This is a genomic window from Gemmata obscuriglobus (genome assembly GCF_008065095.1).
Taxonomy (GTDB): Bacteria; Planctomycetota; Planctomycetia; order Gemmatales; family Gemmataceae; genus Gemmata; species Gemmata obscuriglobus.
The window spans coordinates 4,119,155-4,140,022 of sequence record NZ_CP042911.1; the positions used below are offsets into that span (position 1 = coordinate 4,119,155).

Below are 20,868 nucleotides of genomic sequence, written 5' to 3' on the forward strand. Positions count from 1 at the left end.
GCTCGCACCGAACCCGGCAGAGGACGCCTGCATGGCTGGTCGTTCGATCCGTCCGTACACCGTTCTTCCCCGCCTCCCCGACCGGCTCCGCCCGCTCCAAACGCTCGCCTACAACCTCTGGTGGTGTTGGAACGCGGACGCGGTTGCCCTGTTCCGGCGCATCAACCCGGACCTGTTCGAGGCGCTGGACCACAGCCCCATCCGGCTGCTCGGCGCCACCGACCAGAGCCGGTTCGAGGAGCTGGAGCGCGACGACGGGTTCCTCGCGCACATGGACCGCGTCGCGGCCGCGCTGGATCACTACCTGAGCGCCCCGACCTGGTATCAGGATAATCACGCCGGGGACGACGCGCGGATCGCGTACTTCTCCGCCGAGTTCGGTATTCACGAGAGCGTTCCGGTGTACTCGGGTGGTCTGGGCGTGCTCGCCGGGGATCACCTGAAGAGCGCCAGCGACCTCGGGCTCCCGCTCATGGGCGTCACGCTGATGTACCGCGAGGGGTACTTCCGCCAGTACCTCAACGTGGACGGCTGGCAGCAGGAGCGCTACCCGGAGAACGACTTCTTCACCCTGCCGCTCACGCTCGAAGTCGGTAAGGACGGTGCCCCCATCATCGTGACCGTGCCGCTGCCCGGGCGCGAACTCGCGCTGAAGGTGTGGCACATTCAGGTCGGTCGCGTCCCGCTGTACCTGCTGGACGCGAACATCCCGCAGAACAAGCCCGAGGACCGCGGGATCACGGCGCAGCTCTACGGCGGCGACCACCACACCCGCATCCAGCAGGAAATCATCCTGGGCATCGGCGGCATCCGCGCGCTCCGCGCGATGGGCAAGATGCCGACCGTGTGCCACATGAACGAGGGGCACGCGGCGTTCACCGGCCTCGAACGCATCCGGCTGTTGATCGAGGAACACAAGCTCGACTTCGCCACCGCCTACGAGGCGGTGAAGGCCGGGACGTGCTTCACCACGCACACGCCGGTGCCCGCCGGCAACGACGCGTTCCCGGTGCAGATGATCGAGCAGTACCTGGGCGAGTACATGGCCGGCATGGGCATCGACCGCGGCGGCCTCGTCGCGCTCGGCCGCCAGCACCCGGCCAACGAGCAAGAGCCGTTCGGGATGACCGTGCTGGCTCTGAAGCTGGCGAACGTGTCGAACGGGGTGAGCAAGCTGCACGGCAGCGTGTCGCGCCGGATGTGGAAGGAGCTGTGGCCCGAGCTGCCCGCCAGCGAGGTGCCCATCACCAGCATTACCAACGGCGTCCACACGCAGAGCTGGCTCGCGCCCGAGTTCGCTCAACTCTACGACCGGTACCTCGGCATCCAGTGGGAGGAGCGGCCCACCGACTTCGCCATCTGGAAGCGGGTGGAGCAGATCCCCGACGGCGAGCTGTGGCGCACCCACGAGCGCGGCCGCGAGCGGCTGGTCGCCCTCGCCCGGACCCGGCTGCGGGCGCAACTGAAGCGCCGCGGCGCGCCGCCGTCAGAAGTGGAAGCCGCGGACGAGGTGCTGGACCCCGACGCTCTGACCATCGGGTTCGCGCGCCGGTTCGCCACTTACAAGCGCGGCGACCTCGTGTTCCGCGACGCCGAGCGGATCGCCCGGCTGGTCGCCAGCACGGACCGCCCGATCCAGTTCATCTTTTCCGGCAAGGCGCACCCGCAGGACCGCGGCGGGAAGGAGCTGATCCAGCGCGTGTTCCAGCAGTGCCGGAAGCCGGAGTTCCGCAAGCGTGTGGTCTTCATCGAAGACTACGACATGAGTGTCGCCCGGTACCTCGTGCAGGGCGTGGACGTGTGGCTCAACAACCCGCGCCGCCCGCTGGAGGCGTCGGGCACGAGCGGGATGAAGATCTGCGGCAACGGCGGGCTGAACCTCAGCATCCTCGACGGCTGGTGGGTGGAGGGTTACGACGGCGACAACGGCTGGGCCATCGGCGCCGGCGAGGAGTACACCGACCTCCAGTACCAGGACGAGGTGGAGAGCCGGGCGCTGATGGACCTGCTCGAACAGGACATCCTGCCGACGTTCTACAAGCGCGACGCCAACGGCCTGCCGCGCGAGTGGATCCGCCGCATGAAGCGCTCGGTCATGAGCCTCGTGCCGGTGTTCAACACCAACCGGATGGTCGAGCAGTACACGGAGACGTGCTACGTCCCGAGCCACCGCCGCGCCGCGGCGCTCAGCGCGAACCAGCTCGCCGGCGCCAAGGAACTCGCGGCCTGGCGCCGCCGGGTGTCGTCCGACTGGTCGCAGGTCAGGGTAGAGAGCGTTGAGGCCCCGACCGCGGACACGCTCCGGGTGGGGGGCAGCTTCCCGGTCAAGGTGCGCGTGAACCTCGGCTCGTTCAAGCCGGAGGACGTCGAAGTGCAGTTGTGCCATGGGGTGCTGGACGCGCTGGGCGACATCGCGGACCCCAAGACCGTGGCCCTGACTGCGAACGGCGGTTCGAGCGGTGCGAGCGTGCAATTCGCCGGCGAGGTGTCGTGCCGGTCCAGCGGCCAGTTCGGGTTCGGGGTGCGGGTGCTGCCCAAAAACCAGTACCTCGCGCACCTGTTCGAGCCCGGTCTCGTCACCTGGGGCTAACGGTTCCGGCGCCGTAACCTGACACGAGCCACCAGGTCACGGCGTGCAGTTCGGCTGTTGATGTCTGCTGCACTTTTAGCCGTTGTGGCAGAGACAGTAACGCTGTGCGGCCTTCTCGCGACGCACAGCGTTACTGTCTCTGCCACACGATACAGAATCGGCCGCTCGCGCCCCCGGTGCGCGAGCGGCCGATCGCGTTACGATAGAAGCACCGGTTCACACCGGTGCTTCTTCTGCTTGAGTTCTTACGGTTGCACGGCGGGGAGTGCCCGCTTCGGGTACTCGGGCCGCACGTCTTTTTTCGGCGGGTTCTTCTTCAGCGCCTCCAGTGCCAATTCGATTGCCTTCTCGAGTTGCGGATCCTTACCCGCGATCAGGTCCTTCGGCCACATCGTCACGTCGTGGTCCGGCGCCACGCCCTCGTTCTCCACGATGAACCCCTTCTCGGGGTCCCAGATCGCGAAGCTCGGCGCGGTCACCGTGCCGCCGTCCATGAGAACCGGGTAGCCGCCGATGCCCACCAGGCCGCCCCAGGTGCGCTTCCCGACCAGCGGGCCGACCCCGAACTTGCGGAACATGTACGGCAGCATGTCACCGCCGGAGCCGGCGCCCTCGTCGATGATCATGACCTTTGGCCCGAACACCGCGGCGCTCGGCGACCGGTTGTCGGCCCCGTACCGCGGCGCCCAGTAGCTCGCGAACGGGCGCCGCAGGATGTCGATGTAGTAGTCGGCGATCTGCCCGCCGCCGTTGAACCGCTCGTCGATGATGAGCGCTTCCTTGTCGACCTGCGGAAAGAAGTACCGCTTGAAGTCGGCCATCCCGCCGGCCGCGGTGTCGCGCACGTGAACGTAGCCCACGCGCCCGCCGGTCGCCTGCTCCACCTTCTTGAGGTTCCCCTCCACCCAGTCCATGTTGCGGAGGTTGTAGTCGTTCGCGATCGGCTCCACCGTCACCGTGCGCGACTTCGTGCCGTCGGCGTTCGGGCCCACGGTCAGCTCGGTCAACTTGCCCGCGGTGTTCTCGAACAGCGAGTAGATCTCGGTCGGGGCCTTCAACTCCTTGCCGTTCACAGCGAGGAGGAACTCGCCTTCCTTCACGTTGACGCCGGGGGCGGTCAGCGGCGAGCGCATCGCGGCGCTCCAGTTCAGCCCGCCGTAGATCTTCTTGAACTTGTAACGTCCTTCGGCGATCTCGTAGTCGGCGCCGAGGAGCCCGCCGGGCACCGTCTTCCGCTCGAAGGGTCGCTCGCCGTAGCTCGTGATGTAGCTGTGCCCCACCGCCAACTCGGACAGCAGCCACCGGATCACCCGGTACAGGTCGGCGCTGCTCGTGAGGTGCGGGAGGAACACCTCGTACTTCTTCTTCATGGCTGGCCAGTCGGCGCCGTGCATGTTCGGGTCGTAGAAGAAGTCGCGGTTGATGCGCCACGCCTCTTCGTAGATCTGCTTCCACTCCGCGCGCGGGTCGACGCGCACCTCGACGTTTTCGAAGTTGACCTTTCCGTCGCCGCCCGCTCCGCCCGCCGGGCTCGGCGCGGGGGCCGCCGGCAACCCGCCGGGACGGCCGGCGGTGGCGCCGGTCGGAGCACCGCCGCCACCGCCGGCCGCGGTGATGAACCAGTTCCCGCCCCCGGTGGTGTAGAGCAGCTTGCGGCCGTCCGGGGTGAGTTCGTACCCGATTACGCCGGCCTGCACCACCGACGCGCGCTTGCGATCGAGGTCGTAGCGACTCAGAACACCGCCGCCACCGGGACCGCGCCCGCCTTCACCCGCTTCTGAGCGTGTGATGTAGTACACTTGGCCGGCGGTCCCCGCACTCAGCCCGGCGTAGCTCCCGGGGGGCAGCGGGAACGAGAGGATGCGCTGGTCGATGCCCGCGAAATCGATCGAGAACGCCGGGCCGTCCTTCTTTTCAGACTTCGGGGTCGGACGGTCGGACTCGCCCTTCTCCTCGTCGCTCTCGCGCAGGAACGGGCTGGGCAGGTCCTTGTTGAGAACCACGAGGTTGATCGACCACCGGGGCTGGCGCGAGTCGGCGGCCGACTGGCTGAACCCGTGCTTGCTCATCCCCGTGTCGCTGGAGCCGAGGAAGTACACGTACTTGCCGCCCGCGTCGAACGCTGGGTCGGTGGCCTCGGTGAGGCCGTCGGTGATCGGCGTGGAGGTGCCCTTTTCCAGCGAGTAGGCGTACACGCGGGAAATCTGCGCCGGGGTGTTGATCGAGTACACCACCCACTTCGAGTCCGGCGACCAGCTCGACGGCTTCAGCCCGCGCCCCAGGCCGTGCTTCGGCTCCACGACCTTCGTGATCTTGCCCGACTCGACTTCGAGGTAGAACACGGTCTGCGCGTTATCACGGAACAGCAGCTTCTTCGAGTCGCGGGACCAGACCGGGTCGAAGTAGAAGCCGTTGCCGCTGAGCTTCACTTTTTTCGGTTCGCCCTTACCGTTTTGCGGGGCGAGGACGAGCTGGTACTCGCCGCCCGCGTCCGAGAAGTACGCGATGGTCTTGCCGTCCGGGGACCACGCCGGGTTGCGCTCGTGAACGTCCGGCGTGTTGGTCAGGACGCGGGCGTCCCCCTTTTCGGCCGGGACGGTGACGATCTCACCGCGGAACTCCACCGCCACGCGGGACCCGCTCGGAGAGACGCTGACATCACGGACGTACTTCGAACCCTTGGCGAACCGGGGACGCGACTCGCTGTTGTCGATCGCGATGCCGACCTTTAGCCGGGTGGACGCTGATTCGGGCGGGGTCAGCGTGTGCAGGTAGCCGGCCTGCTCGAAGATCAGCGTTTTGCCGTCTGTGTTGATGTCGAGGACCGGGAAGTCGGTGAACTTGGTGACCGCCTTCACGTCCTTGTTGTCGGTGTCGTAGCAGAACACGTTGTAGTCGCCCGCCCGGTCGGAGCGGAAGTACAGCTTCTTGCCGACCCAGTTCGGGTCGAGGTCGTTGCACCGGTCTTTGGGCTGCGGGATCTCCACCACTTCGTGCGTCTTCACGTCGTAGATCCAGACGCGCGAGTGGGTGCCGCCGCGGTAATTCTTCCACTGTGGGGTTGCGTCCCGGACCGGCGTGTAAGCGATGTAGTCGCCGTCCGGTGAATAGGCGGCTTCGAAGCCCCAGGGGATGGGGAGCTGGCTCGGCATTCCGCCCGTCAGCGGGACCGTGAACAGTTGCGTGTAGCGGTTGCTGTACACGTGCCGCGGGGATGAGAACAGCACGCTCTTGCCGTCCGGCGTGAACCCGCGCACGGTGTCGGGCGACGGGTGCGAGGTGAGTCGCGTCGGCGCGCCGCCGGTGACGGGGATGGTGTAAACGTCGACGTTGCCGTCGTACTGGGCGCTGAACGCGATGGTCTGCCCGTCCGGGCTGAACACGGGGTACGCTTCGAGGCCCAAATCGGTCGTCAGGCGCCGCGGGTTTTTCCCGCCGGCGTCGGCGACCCACAGGTCGTCGGCGTAGACGAACGCGATGTTCTTCGCGCTGACCGCCGGCATGGTGAGCAGCCGCGTGTCGGTCTGGTCGGGTTGGGCGCGGGCCGCGGGCGCGTGGACGAAGAGTGCCAGTGTGAGCACGCCGAGCCGCAAGGCGCATCTCATATCGAGTGCCTCGAGTGAATCGGGAGAGGATATGATGAATGGGCAGCGGACATGATAGCCGTCCCGGGATCGAACGGCGCGGGATTCACACCGGGTTCACGATGGGTGGGAAATGTGGAACGGCGCCCGGGATGGTGGAGATTGTGAACAAGAGAGCAGGTGTACGGTGTGCTAGTAATGCGAGTGAATGTTAAAGTGATGCTGCGCGCTGAGGTGATTTTAGACATGGTCGTATTATTTGATTGTTTTTTTCTTGCGGCGGTGGTGCCGTCGGCCCCCGCGCGCTGAGCCGGACGGATGGGAATCGGCTGCGCAGCGGGGAGCCGAAACGATAAACTCACACTGTGCCCAACACCGGAGAACACCTGTGACGCTGCGCGCCTCGTTCGGACTCGCCAAACGCGTCCTGCTGGAAACAGACAAGCGGCTCCTGTGGAAGCTGGCGTACAACATGGGGTTCAAAGGCGCCCTGTCTGTTCACCGGCACAAGCTGCGGCTCAAACAGGGGCAGGTGTTCCCGCCGTTCCTGTACGTCAGCATCATCAACACCTGCAACCTGCGGTGCCAGGGGTGCTGGGTCGACGTGAGCATGAAGCAGGAAACGATCAAACCTGCGGCGTTCCACCAACTCGTCCGCGAAGCGAAGCAGATGGGGAACGTGTTCTTCGGCATCGTCGGCGGCGAGCCGTTCATGCACCCGCACCTGCTCGACATGCTCGCGGAGCACCCCGACTGCTACTTCCAGATCTTCACCAACGGACACTTCATCACGCCCGAGCGGGCCAAGCAGATGCGGCGGCTCGGGAACGTCACGCCCCTCATCTCGGTGGAAGGCACCGAGATCGTCTCCGACGAGCGGCGGGGACGGGGAGGGGTGCTCAACCGAACCATGCAGGGGCTTCACAACGCCCTCGACGCCGGCGCCTTTACCGGGGTATGCACCAGCCTCGCGCGCACCAACATTGATGACCTCTTGCGCGAGGAGTGGATCGACCGGTTGGTGGAGATGGGGGTTCTTTACACGTGGTTCCACGTGTACCGCCCGATGGGGCCGAACCCGAACCCGGACCTGTGCCTTACTCCAGAACAGGCGCTCCGTGCGCGGCGGTTCGTGGTCGAAATGCGGGCCAAAAAGCCGATCGTGATTATCGACGCGTATCACGACGGCGAGGGAAAGGCGCTGTGCCCCGCGGCGACCGGCATCAGTCACCACATCAACCCGTGGGGCGACATCGAGCCGTGCCCGATCGTGCAATTCTCAACCGAATCGATTCACCGCACGGGTGACACCCGGTCACTCAAGCAGAAGTTCCTCAAGTCCGCTTTTCTTGCCGACTTTCGCACGCTCGCGGCCGAGACGACGCGCGGGTGCATTGTCCTCGAACGCCCGGATTTGCTGAAGCGGTTAGTCGAGGCGCACGGCGCGAAGGACTCAACCGCCAGGCAAACGGCGCTCAAGGAACTCGGTGCGATGCGGGTGCGCACGTCGCAATACAACCCCGTTACAGAAGTGCCGGAGAAGAACATCTTCTATCGGTTGGCTAAAAGACTGTTTTTTAACGATTTCGGGGCGTACACCGGGCATGATGCGCGCCACGCCCAGGAATCCGCGCCGGCCCTGCTCCAGCAGTAGTCGCCTCATCGCGTCCAGCAGTCGCCGCCCGGCAATGCGATTCTGTTGCCACGGGCCGAGGCCCTCAGGTTCCCCCGGTCCCGTTCAGGACGCGTTCGAGGTCGGCGAGTTGAACCGGCTTAACGAGGTGCGCGCTGCACCCCGCCTGGCGGGTCCTCTCGCGGTCGGATTCCTGCCCCCAGCCCGTGAGCGCGATGATGACGACGGGTGCGGCCCAGGGGCGGGTGCGGATCTGGGTCGTGGCCTCAAGGCCGTTGAGGCGCGGCATCCCGACATCCATGAATATGATGTCGGGGCGGAGCCGCTCGGCGAGTTCGACCGCTTCCAACCCGTCGTGCCCGATGTGCACCTCGTTACCGAGCAGTTCCAGTAGCATGGCCAGCGATTCGGCCGCGTCGCGGTTGTCATCGACCACCAGAACCCGCCGGGGCCGGCTCCCCACCTCGACGGCCGTTCGCAGGGCCGGGGCGTCGTCTGCGGGCGCGCCGGGCAGCGGTAAGGTGACCGTGAACGCGCTCCCTTGGTTCGGGCCGTCGCTCGCGGCCGCCACGTTCCCTCCGTGCATTTCGACGAGTCCTTTCACGAGCGCGAGGCCGATACCCAGGCCGCCGGACGCACGCTCGACGACGCGGTCGGCCTGCGAGAACATATCGAATATGCGGGGGAGGTAATCCGGAGGGATGCCCAGCCCGTTGTCGCGCACGGTCACCACCAAGGCGCCGTCGCGGCGCTCGGCGCGGAGCGCGATGCGGCCGCCGGGCGGGGTGTACTTGGCGCTGTTGGTCAGCAGGTTGGAAAACACCTGCGCGAGCCGGGTCAAGTCCGCGTCCAGGAAGACGGGCTCCGGCGGGAGTTCGACCGTGAACTCGTGACGGGCCTCCTCGATGAGCGGCCGGGCCGTTTCCGCGGCGCTCTCCACCACCTCCGCCAGTGAGACGCGGGTGCGGCGCAGGTTCAGCTTGTTGCGACTGATTCGGGACACGTCGAGCAGGTCGTCGATGAGGCGCACGGTGTGGGTGAGCTGCCGCTCCATCATCTCGCGCGCCCGCTTGGCGGCGTCCCCGCGACCCTCGGTGAGCCGGAGCACCTGAAGCCCGTTCCGCAGCGGGGCGAGCGGGTTCCGTAGCTCGTGGGCCAGCAGGGCCAGGAACTCGTCTTTGCGCCGGTCCTGTTCCTTGAGCCGTGCGGCCCGTTCGGCCACCTTGGCCGCCAGCCGCGCGCGCTCTTTCGCCATCGCGGCATAGTGGCACACGGTCCGCAGCACGTCAATGTCCCCGTCGCTGAACCGGTCGCGTGTCATGGTGCCGAACGACAGGGTGCCCAGCAGGCGGTCCCCCGCGATCAGAGGGTGGCACGCGTACGCGCGCACGCCGAACGCTTTGACCCGTTGCGCGCGTGGCTCCCCGGACGACTGAACGTCGGTCGCGATCACGGCCTTGCGGGTGGTCGCCACCAGGCCGCACAGCGCCTCCTGGTTGTCGAGCCGGCGGATCGCGTCGACCGCTCCGACCGGCACCCCGGCACAGGCGACCAGCTCCAGGCCCGCGCCGTCGGGCGTCGGGGCGTAGTTGAAGTAGTGCGACAACGCGAGCGCCGGCGCGAGCGCGGCGAACAGGTCGGTCATCATCTGGACCGGGTCGCCGTCGGCGGCGAGCAACGCTTCGGCCGCGTCGGCAAGGATGGCGAGCCGGACGTTCTGGTGCCGGAGGCTCTCCTCGCCGGCCCGCAGCCGTTCCTCCAACTGTTTGCGGTCGTGGATGTCGGCGTTGATGCCGACCATGCGCACCGCCCCGCCGCCGGGGGCGAAGAGGAGCTTCGCCTGTCCGGCCAGCCAGCGCCGGGAGCCGTCCGGGCGCACCGCCCGGAACTCGTAAACCACGTCCGCGACGCGCTCCGCCACGCACCGGCGCACCTGGGCGCCGACGCGGGCCGCGTCCTCGGGCTCGACGCGCGTCTCCCAAGCCGCGTAGGTGCCCTCAAACGAGCCGCGCGGGACTCCGTACAGGTCCTCGAGTTCCGGGGACCACACCACCCGGTTCTCGGGGATGAGCCAGTCGAACACCCCGGACCGCCCCGCGGACAGCGCCAGCGCGAGCCGCTCGTTCGCCTCGCGCACGGCGCGCTCGGCCCGACGCCGCTCGGCCCGCTCGCGGGCCTCCTCGATCGCCCGCTCGATGGCCGGCACCAGCCGCTCCGGCCGGCTTTTGAGCACGTAATCGGTTGCGCCGAGCTTCAGCGTCTCGACGGCGCGCTCCTCGCCGAGCGCGCCGGACACGAACACGAACGGCACGTCCGGGCGACGCGCGCGGGCGAGCGCGAGGGCTTCCAGGCCGTCGAGATCCGGGAGCTGGTAGTCGGAGAGGATCAGGTCGAACGCGCGGTCGGCCGCGAGCCGCGCGAGGAAGTCGGCGCGGCCGACCGCGCGCACCAGCTCGAACCCGGGGTTAGAGCGGGCGAGCCGCTGGGCGATCAGGTCGGCGTCGAGGTCGCTGTCTTCGAGGTGCAGAATCGTCGCGGCCATAAGCTCCCCGGAACGGCGTCCGTGCGCAACAGTGCGGTGGTCGGGTTGCGGCACGAACCCCGGCGGCACCGGCTGCTCAGTTACTCGGACCCCTGAAGTCACTCACCCGCGGGCGCGGAGCGCCCGGGCTTCAGGCTCCCCGGGGGCGGCTCGTTGAGTACCGCCCAGAAGATCCCTAGTTCCTCGATCGCGTGCATGAACTCTTTGAACGCGACCGGTTTCACCACGTACGCGTTCACGCCGAGCTTGTAGCTGCGGAGCAGGTCCTGCTCCTCGCGGGACGTGGTCAGCATCACCACGGGCACGCCCTGGAGGCCCGGGTCCTTCTTGACCTCTTCGAGCACCTGGAGCCCGTCCACCTTGGGCAGCTTCAAATCGAGCAGCACGACCGCGGGGTTGCCCTTCGGCCGGTTCGCGTAGGGGCCGCGGAGCAAAAGGTAGTCGAGGCACTCCTCGCCGTCTCGGACCGCGATCACCTCGTTGGCGAGGTTGCTCCGGGCCAGGGCGAGAAGGGTCAGCTCCAGATCCTTGGGGTTGTCCTCGACGAGCAAGATCGGCTTCAGCACGCTTACCTCTCCTCGTCATTGTTCGGTGCGGGCAGGGTCAAGTAGAACGTCGCCCCGCGGTCGACCTCGCCCTCGGCCCAGGCCCGCCCGCCGTGCCGCTCGACGATCCGCCGCACGTTCGCCAGCCCGATGCCGGTGCCCTCGAAGTCCTCCCACCGGTGCAGCCGCTGGAACACCCCGAACAGCTTGTCCCGGTACCGCATGTCGAACCCGACCCCGTTATCGCGGACGTGGAGGGTGTGCGCCCCGGCGTCCGTCTGGCACCCGATCTCGATCACGGCCTCGCGCCGGGGCTTGGTGTATTTTACCGCGTTCGAGAGCAGGTTTTGAACTGCCAGCCGGAGCATCATCAGGTCCCCCTCGACGGTGGGCAGGGGGCCGACCTCCCACCGCACCTGGCGGCCGGGCGCGGTCGCCATCACCTCCGCCCGGACCTCGCGCACCAGGACGTTCAGGTCGACCGTTGTGCGGTCGAGCGTGGCGCGGCCCATGCGCGAGTACGCCAGCAGGTTGTCCACCAGCTTCCCGGCGTACTCGCTCGACTCGATGATGGTGTCGCAGTACTTCAGCTCGCCGGCAGCGAGCTTGTCCCGGGCCACCTCTTTGAGCAACTCGGCGTACCCGACGATGTGCCGCAGCGGGGCGCGCAGGTCGTGGCTCACCGAGTACGAGAACGCCTCCAGCTCGCGGTTGCTGCGCTGCAGCTCGACGTTCAGCGCGGCCATCTCTTCCGCCTTCCGCAGCACGATACCCAGGACCGCGTTGCGGAGCTCGCCCGCGCCCGCGACCTCGCTCGGGAGCCACGGTACTGCTTTGTCGCGCACCGTCTGGGACCAGGTCTCGAACGACTTCCGCGGGTGCAACCGGCCGGTCGTCGGTTCGACCGCCTTCCGCGGGTCCCCGCCCCACTGGACGGTCTCGATCACCTCCGGCCTGAACCACAGCACGGCGGTGGGGTGGAGCTTCGACACCGACACCGCGAGCAGCCCGCTGGCGTCCGCGGCGTACTCCCGCGCCGGCGGGAACGCGGCCGACAGCGCGTCGGTGTGGTACACTTCCCTCTTCTGCTCACGGAACAGCCAGGCGGCCAGCTTTCGCACCTGCTCTTCGCCCGGCGTGCGGCCGACCAGCCCGGTGCGCCCGTCGGAGACGACCGCGGCCCCGGCGGCGCGAACGAAGCCGAGCAGGTCGGCGGGGTGAGCGAGCAGCCCGCTGACGTAGTCGTCGGCGCGGGCCATGTGCGCCAGCAGCCGCGTCAGGACCGACTGGATCTCCACGCGCCGCTCGTAGTCGGCGGCGTGCTCGCGGGCGGCCACCTGCAGGGCAAGCACCTGCGCCAGCAGGTCGCACGTGGTGCGCGCTTCGAACGGCACGACCTTGGGCGCGTGGTGGTGGCACGAGATCAGCCCCCACAGCGCCCCGTCCCTCAGAACCGACACGGACATGGACGCGGCGGTGCCCATGTTGCGCATGTACTCGACGTGGACCGGCGACACGCTCCGGAGCGCGGCGTGCGACAGGTCGACCGGCCCTCCCGACACCGGGTTGAGTGCCGGGATCAGCTCCGCCGGCGCGTAGTCCACATCGGGAATGAGCCGCAGCCGGTTCCGTCGGTACAGGTCGCGCGCTTGCTTCGGAATATCGGACGCCGGGAACCGGTGGTCCCGATACGATGGTAGACGCCCGTTACCGTCCTCGCCCACCACAACGCCGGTGCCGTCGGGCTCGAACCGGTACACCAGCGCACGGTCGAACCCGGTCACGGCCCGCACCTCGACCGCTGCAAGCTGCGCGAGGTCGGCGGCGTTCGGAGCGGTCTGCACCTTGGCGATGAAGCCCGCGATCACCGGGTGCAACCCGCCCGGGGGGCCGGGGGCGTCCGCCCCGGGCTCGAGTTCGAGTACGACCACGCGACCGACCCGGTGCCCGATCGCGTTCAGGGCCGGTCCGTTTCCGATGCGCACCGCTCGTAACAGCACCGGCTCGCCGTTCGCCGGGAGCCGCGCGCCGAGGTCGCCGAGCGGCTCGAACTGCTCCGGCCCCAAAACGGACCTGAGGTCCGAGCCCAACAGCTCGGGGATCGGACGTCCGAAAAAGCGGGGCGCGTTGGCGCTCACCTGCAATATGTTTAAGGACGTACCGGACAGGACCAGCAGGGCGCCGTGGGGCTGAATGCTGCCGGGGGTGTGGATCGGCTCTCGGTCACACGAGTTCAAGTCCGGTTCGGGGTGCGTGTTCACGTGGCGGCCCTCGTGACGAGCCATCGGTCGAACCGATCGAACGTGTCGCCCGCCGCGTTAACCACCTCGGTTTCGGCCTCGGGTGTCGTTGCGAACCGCACCAGGGCGGCCCGGAAGGCGGTCCACATCGGGCCAACGCGGTCGCCGTAGCTGTTGAAGAACCGGCACCCGCGGTCCGGGGTGTAGCCCAGGGCTTCGCGCACCATCCGGCACACGACGCGACCGCCGAGCGTGGCCCCTTCCAGAACGTACATCCGTCCGAGTGCTGCTCCGAGCGAACCGATTGGAGGGGCGGCGTCCAGTGGTACGTGTGCGGGAGAGCGCCCCAGCACCGAGAGGTCGCTGGCAAGGTGTGGGATCTTGCACCGCTCCATGAATGCGAGCCCGACCGACTCGTACCCGCTGACGGCTGACAGGGCTGCTTCCAGCGGCCGATAGAACCCGTAAAAATGCCCGAGTAGCTCGGCGTACTCCGAGGGGCCGCGGAGCCGAGCGCCCAAGTCCACGCGCCGCTCAAGGCGAGCGTGCTGTTCCGCAGTCGTTTCCTTGAGGCGGTCGAGAATCATGCGCTCCTCTCGGCGCGACGGTCAGATTCCAACGGTAAAACGAATCGCCCGACCGCGAACCGGCCTCGTCAAGGCTCAGAATACTGATGCAAGTTCCGGCTGCGAAGTAAGCATATCACGTGCCGTTGCGGGCGAGATGCGGCCGCCGAACCGATTTTTGTTTGATCCTGTGAAACCTGCTTGTTGACCGGTTGCGCGAGCTGGTGCAACAGTAGGTAGTTCGATTGCCTCGCCGCACCTGAACTGCCTCGGGGTCCGACGTGTAGACGCGAGACTCGGTCCCTCTGCCCAACAATTACGGGGAGCCGCCGTGCCCGTTGTCGTACTGCTGCTGTGTACGCTGCCGCCCGTTGGGGACCACCCGCGGCCCGCACTCGTTACCGCCCGGTCGGTGCGGGCACTCGATCCTGAGGACGCCGCACGCGGTCACCCGGTCGACCTGTCAGGGGTTGTCACGGTGTCGAGCGCGCGGCCCCCGGAACTGTTCGTGCAAGACGACACGTGTGGCGTTTACGTCGAGATCATGCAACTTCACGCCGACCTAAAGCCAGGAGCACAGGTTCGGGTGCGCGGGCGGGCGCGCGGCGGTTGGTTCTCTCCGCTCGTAGTGGCCGAGACCGTGGAACGTGTCGGCGAGGGACGCTTTCCGGACCCGTTACCGTTCGACTTTTCGCAGCCGGCAGCCCGGTGGCTCGAATCCCAGTTCGTGCAAAGCCACTGTCTGGTTCGCAGTGTGCTGGCCGGTGGCGGCGGGTTGGAGGTCGATGGCACCGCCGGCCCTGGTGGTCTGGCGTTCCGCGCACCGCCCCCGGTAGCTGAGCTGCAGGCACTTGTTGGGACCATCGTCCGGGTGCGCGGGGTGTGTATCCCGGAGTACGGCCCGGGCGGCCGCGTGACCGGAGGGGCGCGGATCCTGGTTCACCAACTGGGGGACATTCAAGTCGCGCAATCGCTCGAAACTGTTCGAGCGATGCCGGTGCGCACCGCCGGGTACTTGCGCCGGTTCCTTCCGGGCGTTGCGCCGATACCCCTCGTGCGCATGTCGGGAGTCGTGACTGCTCGGGTGGGGCCGGACGTACTGATGGTTCAAGATGTGACCGCTGGGTTCACCGTCCACGCCCGACCGGGCACCGTTCCGATCGCGGTCGGCACTCTCGCGGACGTGCGCGGGTTCCTCACCTGGAGCGGGAGCCGGCTGACGGTACACCAAGCTGATGTGACCCCCTGCGGAGAAGCGCCGCTACCGGACCCGGTTGACCTCACACCGGCGACCGACCGGGCGAGCGTGGAAGGTGCCCGCGTTAGGTTCCATGGGCGGGTCGCGGAGAGCGGTCCGGGGCACCTGACCTTGGTTCGCGACGGTCTGGCCGTTCAGGTGCGACTGCCCGAGGACGATGGCCGCGTCGTGCCGGTCGGGAGCGTGGCGACGGCCGCCGGAGCGCTCGGCAGCCGGGAAGGGGCCGGCGCGGTGCTGTTCCCGGTCGGTGCGGGCGACGTGACCGTGGACGCACCGCCACCGGCGCGCCCGCTCACCCGGGCGCAAGTGGTTGCCGCGCTGTGGCTGGCGCTGGGCGCGGTGGTGGCTTGCGCGGCGTGGGCCTGGAGCCTGCACCGGGTCGTGCGGTTCCGCACCCGCGAGCTGAGCGAGTCCGAACGCAAGTTCGCGACCGCGTTCCATGCCAACCCGGACGCGGTGGTTCTCACCCGCGCCGGTGACGGGACAGTTCTGGAGGTCAACGACGGGTTTTGCCGGCTGTGCGGGTTGCCCAGGGGGCAGGTGCTCGGGCGGTCCGTCGTTGAACTCATCTGGCGCGACCCCGGCGCCCGGGCACGAATGCTCGACGCGGTTCGCGCCGCCGGGGCGGTCCGCGATTACCCGGGGGTGATCCGCGACGCGGCCGGGGCAACTCACGAGGTGAGCATTTTCTGCACCCGGATCGAGGTCGGCGGGAGCGAGTGCCTGCTCGGGACCATTCGCGACGTGACCGAGCGGAACCGGGCCGAGCGCGAGGTCCGCAACGAGCGGCTGTTCGTGGACACCATGATCGAGAGCATGCCCGGTGTGCTGTACTGCTACGACTCCGACGGGAAGTTCTTGCGCTGGAACCGGCGGTTCGAGACGGTTACCGGGTACTCGGCGGCCGAGATCGCGGGCATGCACCCGCTGGACTTTTTTACCCCGGCGGACCGCCCGTTGCTGAGCCGACGGATCGGAGACGCGTTTGCGACCGGCGAGGCGCACGCGGAGGCGCCGCTCTTGGCGAAGGACGGTACGGCGCGGCCGTACCACTTCACCGGGCGCCGGGTCGCGTTCGATGCCGCCACGTGCCTGGTCGGCATCGGCATCGACGTGTCCGCGCGGCACGACGCCGAGCGCCAGCGGGCGGAGAGCGAGCGCCGGTACCGCGAACTGGTCGAGCTGGCCAACAGCATCATCCTTCGGTGGACCCCGGACGGGCGGGTCGCGTTCCTGAACGAGTTCGGGCAGCGGTTCTTCGGGTTCACCGGGGACGAGATCGTGGGCCGCCACGTGTTGGACACGATTGTGCCGTACACCGAGAGCACCGGGCGCGATCTGAAGGGGCTGATCGAGCGGGTGTGCGCGGACCCGGAGGCGTTTGAACAGAGCGTGAACGAGAACGTGCGCCGCGACGGCACCCGGGCGTGGGTGGCGTGGACGAATCGGATCGTGCTCGGGGCCGGCGGCGAGGTGGTCGAGATCCTCAGCGTGGGGTCCGACGTGACCGGGGCGCGGCGCATGGAGCAAGCGCTGGTCGCGTCCGAGAAGAAGTTCTCGGCGGTGTTCCGGCTCTCCCCGGTGTCCCTCGCTCTGACCCGGCTCGACGGGCCGATCGTTGACGTGAACAAGTCGTTCGAGCGGATTTACAAGCTGTCCGCCGAGCGGGTCCGCGGGCGCCTCCCGACCGACTTCGCCGAGCTGTACGACGCGCCGGCCGACCGGGCGCTGTACGCCGAGCGCCTGCGCCGCGACGGGCGGCTCTCGGGCATCGAGGTGCGGCGGGTGCTGGGCGACGGGTCTGCCGTGGACCTGGTGGTCGCCGCGGAGCTGATCGAGCTGGACGGGGCCGCGCACGCGCTGGTCGCGTCGACCGACGTGACCCCCCTCAAGCGGGCGGAGAAGGCGCTGCGCGAGGCGAACGCCGCGCTCGAGCGGCGGGTCGAAGCGCGCACCAACGAGCTGGTCGCCGCGAACGCCGAACTGGAGGCCTTCTGCTACTCGGTGTCGCACGACCTGCGGGCCCCGCTCCGGGCCGTCGACGGGTTCAGCCAGGCGGTGCTGGAGGATTACGGGCCGCGGCTCGACGCGGAGGGGCAGGGGTTCCTGAAGCGCATCCGCGGCGCCGCGGCCCGGATGGGCGAGCTGATCGACGACCTGCTCACGCTGTCGCGGGTCACCCGGGCGGACCTGCGCCGCGAGCGGGTGGACCTGTCGGCCCTGGCCGGAGAGGTGGTGCGCGCGCTGCGGCAGGCCGACCCGGGCCGCGAGGTGGAAGCGGTGGTCGCCCCCGGGCTGTTCGCCGACGGGGACCGGAGCCTGCTCCGGGTGGTGCTCGAGAACCTGCTCGGGAACGCCTGGAAGTACACCTCGAAGGTGGAGGCCGCGCGCATCGAGTTGGGCAGCGAGGCCCGCTCCGAGGGGCTGCTGTTTTTCGTCCGCGACAACGGCGCCGGGTTCGACCCGGCCTACGCGCACAAACTGTTCCAGCCGTTCCAGCGGCTGCATCGGGAGGCCGAGTTCCCGGGGCACGGGGTCGGGCTGGCGACGGTGCTGCGGGTGGTGCGGCGGCACGGCGGCGCGGTCGGGGCCGAGGGATCGGTTGGCAACGGCGCCCGGTTCTGGTTTACAATGCCCGTACACCACCCGGGACCGCACCATGAGTGACGCTTGCATCCTCCTTGTGGAGGACAACGAAGACGACATCGCGCTGACCCTGCGGGCGTTCCGCAAGTCGAACATCGCCAACCCTGTCGTGGTCGCCCGCGACGGGGTCGAGGCGCTGGACTACCTGTTCGGCACCGGGGCGCACGCCGGCCGCGATGCCGCCGCCGTGCCGGCAGTGATCCTCCTGGACCTGAAGCTGCCTCGCGTGGACGGGCTGGAAGTCCTGCGGCGGCTCCGCGAGGACCCCCGCACCCGGCTCGTCCGTACAATAATTCTGACCTCATCGAAAGAGGAAATCGATGTGTCCCAGAGTTACGAACTGGGCGCGTGCAGCTACATCCGCAAGCCGGTGGACTTCGACAAGTTCGTCCAGGCGGTGAGTACGCTCGGCGTGTACTGGTTGCTGCTCAACGAAACCCCACCCCGGTCCGCCGCCCTATGAAGAGCCCGCTACGCGTCCTGCTGGTTGAGGACAACCCGGATGACGAGGTGCTGGTGGCGCGCGAGCTGCGGCGCGGCGGTTTGAGCGTCGCCACCGAGCGCGTGGAGACCCGCAGCGCGTACGACGCCGCGCTGTGCCGCGGCGGGTGGGACGTCATCATCGCCGACTACGCGCTGCCCGCGTTCAGCGGGCTGGAGGCGCTGGAACTGCTGCAGGCGCGGGGCGATGGGGTGCCGTTTTTGCTGGTGTCGGGCACCGTCGGTGAGCAGATCGCCGTCGAGTCGCTCCAGGCCGGGGCCGACGATTACCTGTTGAAGCAGAACCTGATCCGGCTGGTGCCGGCCGTCACCCGGGCGGTCCGCGAGGCCGCCGAACGGAGGCGCCGCCGGGCCGCCGAGCGGGCGCTGGAGGAGAACCGCGCGCAGCTTTCGCTCATCCACAACAGCGTGTCCGATCTCCTTCTCCTGCTGGTTCCGGGGCCGGGGGGGGGCTGGCGGTACGCGAGCGTCAACCGGGCGCTGGTGCGGACGCTGGCCGGGTGCGGGGTCGAAGTCGAGCCGGGTGAAGTGGTCGGGCGCGAGGCGGGGGACGTCGAAGCGAACCTGTTCCGGTTCGACGCGGCCACGGCGGAGTGTTTCGCCGAGCTACGCGACCGGGCGCTCGCGGCCGGCGCGCCGGTCACGGCCGAACGCGAGATCCGGCTCCCCGGCGGCTCGTTCGTGGGCGAGTTCACGTTCATCCCGACAGGCGAGGGGGCCGCCGGGGCTCACCTGCTGATCGACGGGCGCGACGTGACGGCGCAGCGTCGGGCCGAAGAGCGCGACGCCCGCGCCCGCGACCAGATGATCCGGTCGCAGCGCCTGGAGGCGCTGGGCACGCTGGCGGGCGGCATCGCGCACGACTTCAACAACCTGCTGGCCGGCATCTTTGGGTTCGCCGAACTGGCCCAGTCCGCGGACGACTTGGGGGCCGCCCGGGAGCACTGCGGGCAACTCGTGCGGGTGGCGACGCGCGCCCGCGAACTGATCGCCCAGGTGCTCGCCTTCGCCCGCCCGCAGCCCGACGGGCGCGAGCCGGTCTCGCTGCCGGCCGTGGTGCGTGAGCTGCTCCCGCTGATGCGGGCGTCGTTCTCTAAGGGGATCGCGATCGAGGTGCGGTTGGCGGAATCAGGGGCGCTGGTGTCGGCCGACGGCGGGCAGCTCCATCAAGCGGTCCTGAACCTGTGTACGAACGCGGCCCAGGCGATGCCGCGCGGCGGGCGGCTGTCTGTGAGGGTGGAGGTGGTCGATTTGGCGGACCCGGTGCCCGCCGACCTGTGCCCGCTGTCTCCCGGGCCGCACGCGAAGTTGACCGTGGCCGACACCGGCACCGGCATGACGCCGGACACGCTCCGCCGCGCGTTCGAGCCGTTCTTCACGACCAAACCGGTCGGGCAGGGGACCGGGCTGGGGCTGTCGGTCGTACACGGGATCGTGTGCGCGCACCGCGGAGCGATCCGGGTGACCACGGAACCGGGAGCGGGCACCACGTTTGAGGTGTACCTTCCGGTGGTGCCGTCCGGGGGCGCGCCGCCGGGACCGGTGGGGGCGGTGGCGGGCCGCGGCGAGCGGGTGCTGGTTGTGGACGACGACCCGGCGCTCGCGGACATGACGGCCCAGATGCTCGCCCACCTCGGGTACGTGTCGAGCACGTTCACTGATCCCGTTGCGGCCGGTGCCGCGTTCGCGGCGAACCCGGCCGCGTTTGCAGCGGTACTCACCGACGACCGGATGCCGGGGCGGTCCGGGGTCGAGTTGGCGCGCGGGCTCATGGAGTACCGCCCTGACCTTCCCGTGGTGCTGACCGTCGCGGCACCGGACCGGGATGCGCTCGTCACGTTCCGGCGGGCGGTGCGGGCCGGGAGCGTGCTGCCGAAGCCGTTTACCCGGGACCAACTCGCCGACGCGCTGGACCGCGCCGTGCGCCACGAACGCTGACGCCGGTGCCGCAGGGCGCTTCCAAACCGCTGGAGTTGTTCATGAGGATCCCGCCGGTGACGACTCCGGGGTCGCTTCGAGAGTAGGGGCACCGCGGCAGGCGTGCGAGCGACATGTGCCGGGCCGACGAATTGCGGCGTGCTTGTTCGCCGCCCATTGAGAACGCGAAATGGGCTTGATTTTTTCCTTGCACGCGCGAAATTCGTTGCTATTGTCCCCCCTCGCGCCGACCTCAGGGGGCAGGGAAATGGCTTTTCGCGCAATCTGCATCGTGTTGCTGCTCTCGACTGTGTTTGTCACGGGGTGCGGGACGATCGCAAACACGGTGATATCGCGGTCGGAAGAGCTGAAAGACCCCTTCGGCGGGGTGCATCGAGACCTACATTGCATTCGGAAGGCGGCAAACGGCGAGGGCGGTTTGAGGGCACACGGCTCGTCGGAACCGGAGCCGTATCCGAAGCTGGCCGTTATGCTCCTCTGCGCCGTGGACCTGCCGTTCAGTCTCGTCGGCGATGTCGTGATGTGGCCGTATACGGTGGCATACAATTACGTCAATCAGCCGGTCCCAACCGTGCCGGTAACGTCCGCCGTTCCGTACCCAGGGCTGGCTGCCCCGCCCCTGACTCCCGCCCCGGCTGCCCCTCCCGCAATGCTGCCGATGACCGCGCCGGCGCCGTCTGCGGGACTGCCACCGGGTACAAACAAATTGAGCAAGGGGCCGTAATCTGCGTCTGTCGGTCGATTCCGGGTTCGGTGCCGTGTAACTCCAAACTCGGGTCGGTATGCGTGGAGTGCGTCGAGGCGGTTACTGTTCTTGCTGTACTC

At 68.5% G+C, this 20,868-nt stretch carries 11 protein-coding genes; 6 read left to right on the forward strand and 5 right to left on the reverse strand.

The annotated features are described in order from the left end of the window. Window positions 1-31 precede the first annotated feature (31 nt). Window positions 32-2,590 (forward strand): alpha-glucan family phosphorylase, encoded by a 2,559-nt coding sequence (gene glgP / locus GobsT_RS17095; protein ID WP_010043392.1) that lies wholly within the window; start codon window positions 32-34, stop codon window positions 2,588-2,590. A 245-nt stretch (window positions 2,591-2,835) separates the two neighbouring features. Here the strand turns inward: glgP and GobsT_RS17100 are convergent, their stop codons facing one another. Further along, the gene (locus GobsT_RS17100; protein WP_109571046.1) at window positions 2,836-6,195 is read right to left on the reverse strand and encodes a S41 family peptidase; all 3,360 of its coding nucleotides are present in this window, start codon (window positions 6,193-6,195) and stop codon (window positions 2,836-2,838) included. A gap of 367 nt (window positions 6,196-6,562) precedes the next feature. Between GobsT_RS17100 and GobsT_RS17105 the strand changes: the two genes are divergently transcribed. Continuing rightward, window positions 6,563-7,828, forward strand: coding sequence for a radical SAM/SPASM domain-containing protein (locus GobsT_RS17105; RefSeq protein WP_010040720.1), 1,266 nt, complete (start codon window positions 6,563-6,565; stop codon window positions 7,826-7,828). 64 nt (window positions 7,829-7,892) lie between these two features. Here GobsT_RS17105 and GobsT_RS17110 read toward each other — a convergent pair whose 3' ends face one another. From GobsT_RS17110 to GobsT_RS17125, 4 genes are all read right to left on the reverse strand, one after another. Beyond that, window positions 7,893-10,349: a response regulator gene (locus GobsT_RS17110; protein WP_109571045.1), complete on the reverse strand. Its 2,457-nt coding sequence runs from the start codon at window positions 10,347-10,349 to the stop codon at window positions 7,893-7,895. Window positions 10,350-10,447: 98 nt separating this feature from the next. Further along, window positions 10,448-10,915 (reverse strand): response regulator, encoded by a 468-nt coding sequence (locus tag GobsT_RS17115; protein ID WP_010040723.1) that lies wholly within the window; start codon window positions 10,913-10,915, stop codon window positions 10,448-10,450. A gap of 2 nt (window positions 10,916-10,917) precedes the next feature. Further along, window positions 10,918-13,179, reverse strand: coding sequence for an ATP-binding protein (locus tag GobsT_RS17120; protein ID WP_050790278.1), 2,262 nt, complete (start codon window positions 13,177-13,179; stop codon window positions 10,918-10,920). Beyond that, window positions 13,152-13,721: a biliverdin-producing heme oxygenase gene (locus GobsT_RS17125; protein WP_010040728.1), complete on the reverse strand. Its 570-nt coding sequence runs from the start codon at window positions 13,719-13,721 to the stop codon at window positions 13,152-13,154. Before GobsT_RS17125 ends, GobsT_RS17120 begins: the two co-directional genes overlap by 28 nt. A gap of 310 nt (window positions 13,722-14,031) precedes the next feature. On the opposite strand from GobsT_RS17125, the gene GobsT_RS17130 reads away from it, so the two are divergent. The 4 genes from GobsT_RS17130 (at window position 14,032) to GobsT_RS41095 (ending at window position 20,767) form a co-directional block, all read left to right on the forward strand. Next, window positions 14,032-17,625 (forward strand): PAS domain S-box protein, encoded by a 3,594-nt coding sequence (locus tag GobsT_RS17130; protein ID WP_010040730.1) that lies wholly within the window; start codon window positions 14,032-14,034, stop codon window positions 17,623-17,625. Further along, window positions 17,618-18,067 (forward strand): response regulator, encoded by a 450-nt coding sequence (locus GobsT_RS17135; protein WP_033198402.1) that lies wholly within the window; start codon window positions 17,618-17,620, stop codon window positions 18,065-18,067. The genes GobsT_RS17130 and GobsT_RS17135 overlap by 8 nt, the downstream gene beginning before the upstream one ends. Continuing rightward, complete coding sequence (locus tag GobsT_RS17140) at window positions 18,064-20,043, forward strand: response regulator (protein WP_010040733.1); 1,980 nt, start codon at window positions 18,064-18,066, stop codon at window positions 20,041-20,043. Before GobsT_RS17135 ends, GobsT_RS17140 begins: the two co-directional genes overlap by 4 nt. 469 nt (window positions 20,044-20,512) lie before the next feature. Further along, entirely contained in the window at window positions 20,513-20,767 is a 255-nt protein-coding gene (locus GobsT_RS41095; protein ID WP_162097365.1) for a YceK/YidQ family lipoprotein, read from the forward strand. Window positions 20,768-20,868: the final 101 nt, after the last annotated feature.